The sequence below is a fragment of the Streptomyces sp. NPDC058371 genome (assembly GCF_042723265.1).
Taxonomy (GTDB): Bacteria; Actinomycetota; Actinomycetes; order Streptomycetales; family Streptomycetaceae; genus Streptomyces.
Genome location: NZ_JBHXJC010000007.1, coordinates 172,997 through 174,095 on the forward strand (window position 1 = coordinate 172,997; position 1,099 = coordinate 174,095).

A 1,099-nucleotide genomic window follows, 5' to 3' on the forward strand; every position below is an offset into this window, starting at 1 on the left:
GTCCGACGCGGTTCCCGAGCCGGCCGAGGTGCCGGCTTCGGGAACTGCCGCTGCTCCCAGGGGCGAGTTCGGTCCGGTCTCCGCCCCCGCGGCCCGGGCCCTTCGGGCTCCCGCCCCGGTGCCCGGCTCCGGGCGGGGATCCGAGCCCTCCTCGGCCTCCGGGTGGAGGGCCGTGCCCTCGTCCGGGCTCATTCCGATGGTGGAGACGGAGACGGAGGCCGAGCCCGCGCCGGCGCCGGAGTGGAACGCCAAACCGGCTCCCGGAGCGGCGGCGGCCCCCGTCCCCGGGGTCACGACGACTCCCCGGCGGCCGGCCGGGCGGCCCGAGCCGTCGCTCCCGGTCCTGGAGCCCGAGCCCGACCCGAAGCCCACCCCCGCACGGGGCTTCGACGCGGTGGCCGAAGCGGTGCTGGCACCGGTGGCAGAGGCGGGCGCCACGGGGACCTCCCGGCTCGCGGCGTCCATGGCGCGGATCAACGAGGCGGTGAAGCAGGGCCGCATCGAGGAGGCCGCCGGCATGGCGGAGGTGGCCGTCGCGGAGGCGTCGGCGTCCTGGGGGCAGGAGCACCCGGAGGTGCTGAAACTGCGCGAACTGACCGCGTACATCGCCTACTTGGCCGGTGACGCGCTCAGGTCGTTCCATCTGTCCCTCGACCTCGCCCGGCTGCGCCGCCGGCAGGGGGACCCGGGCGCCGCGTACGGCAACGTACAGAGTGCCGCCGCGGCCTGGCGTGCCGTCCGCGACCCCTTGCAGGGGCTGCACCTCGGGCGCGACCTGATCGACGTGTGGACCGAGCTCACGGCCGACGGCGGGCCGGCCAACGACGACCTGGAGCAGCTCGACAGCGCCCGCAACCGCATGGGCCGCCTCGCCGAACGCGCCCGCGCCCTCACCGACAACCCCTACAACAGGGGCTCGAACGCCGAAGGCCGGTGACTCCGACGGAACGCGGCCGCGGGGGGGGGGGGGGGAAGGGGGGAAGAGAAGAGGGTCACCTTGAGGGGCGCCCCCCCTCCCCCCCCCCGGGCCCGCGCCCACCTGGCGAAACTGCTGCGCAGCCTGCCCCGGCGCGCGTACACGGACATCGCGATCCGTCCC

General features: G+C 76.5%; 1 protein-coding gene and 1 pseudogene. One reads left to right on the forward strand and one right to left on the reverse strand.

Annotation, left to right across the window (positions count from 1 at the left end; translation table 11 throughout):
- Positions 1–192: pseudogene (locus tag ACFWM2_RS22135) on the reverse strand (hypothetical protein); the annotation flags it as partial.
- Between the two features lie 4 nt (positions 193–196).
- On the opposite strand from ACFWM2_RS22135, the gene ACFWM2_RS22140 reads away from it, so the two are divergent.
- Complete coding sequence (locus ACFWM2_RS22140) at positions 197–937, forward strand: hypothetical protein (protein ID WP_383282437.1); 741 nt, start codon at positions 197–199, stop codon at positions 935–937.
- The last annotated feature ends 162 nt before the right edge of the window (positions 938–1,099 follow it).